The following is a 966-nucleotide window of genomic DNA, read 5'->3' as shown; positions in this document are numbered from 1 at the left end:
CGCGTCAGGCGCCAGCAGCCAGGGCGCGTACAGCGCCGCACGGTCCGAGGCCAGCGCCCGCCGCCACGCCGCGATCTCGCCCGGCGTCAGCCGGGGCGGCAGGTCGAGCAGCGCGATCCGCGCGCCATGCGCCTCGCAGGCCGAGACCACGCCGGCCTGCACCTGCCGCAGCTCCGTCATGTCCTCGCCGAGGCGCGGATAGGTCAGCGCCGGACGCACCACCGGCAGCACCGGCGGGATGCAGGCGCCGAAGCAGGGCGCGCCCGGTTCGGGCGTCGGATCGGGCGGCGCATCGGCCGGCGGGGCGGGGTGCAGGAGGTCGGGCAGCACGACCAGCGCGGCGGGCGAGAGCGGCTGGCGGATGTCCCACTGCTCCAGCGCATCCAGCGCGGGCGGGCGGTTCGCGAAGACCAGAAAGCGATGATCCGCGTCGCCTGCCAGATGCGCCGGGGAGACCGCCGCCGCTTCCAGGAAATGCCTGCGCTGCGTGGTCTCCGCGGCATCGCGGCCCTGCCGTGCGGGCACCAGGTCCGCGCCCATCGCTACCAGCCCCTCCGGGGCCGCCAGCAGCGCCTCCGAGGGCAGCAGCCAGTCATTGTCCTGCAGTGCGGAGGGACGCAGGAAGTCGGAGCCCGGCGGATCCTCCGGCCCGCCCCAGACCTTGTCGGGCGAGCCCGCCACCGTCTCGGGGTCGCGACCGTCCACGGTCGGCGGCAGCAGCGCCTCCGACAGGGCCCGGCGTCCGAGCAGGCGCGGCAGGTAGCGCGGATGGGCGTGGTGCAGCGCGGCCTCGTCCCAGCGCTCCACCACCGCGCCGTCCAGCGCGACCTCGAGCGAGAGCAGGATCTCCTCAGTGCCGGCGGCCGAGGCCGCGCGGCGGAACCCGGCCGGCGGCTCCGGCACCAGCGTCACGCGCACCGTGCCGCGCCCTTCCGGCGCGGTCGCCGCGATGCGCGCGAGGTGCCA

At 76.8% G+C, this 966-nt stretch carries 1 protein-coding gene; it reads right to left on the bottom strand.

Features of this window, described 5'->3' with window-relative positions; genetic code table 11:
* On the bottom strand, window positions 1-966 hold a 966-nt coding region (locus tag OZN99_RS32430; RefSeq protein ID WP_270939296.1), incomplete at both ends, for a hypothetical protein.

This window comes from Falsiroseomonas oryzae, from assembly GCF_027856955.1.
In the GTDB taxonomy this organism is placed as follows: Bacteria; Pseudomonadota; Alphaproteobacteria; order Acetobacterales; family Acetobacteraceae; genus Falsiroseomonas; species Falsiroseomonas oryzae.
The sequence above is the reverse complement of the archived record's forward strand: the minus strand, read 5'-3'. Positions and strand labels throughout refer to the sequence as shown.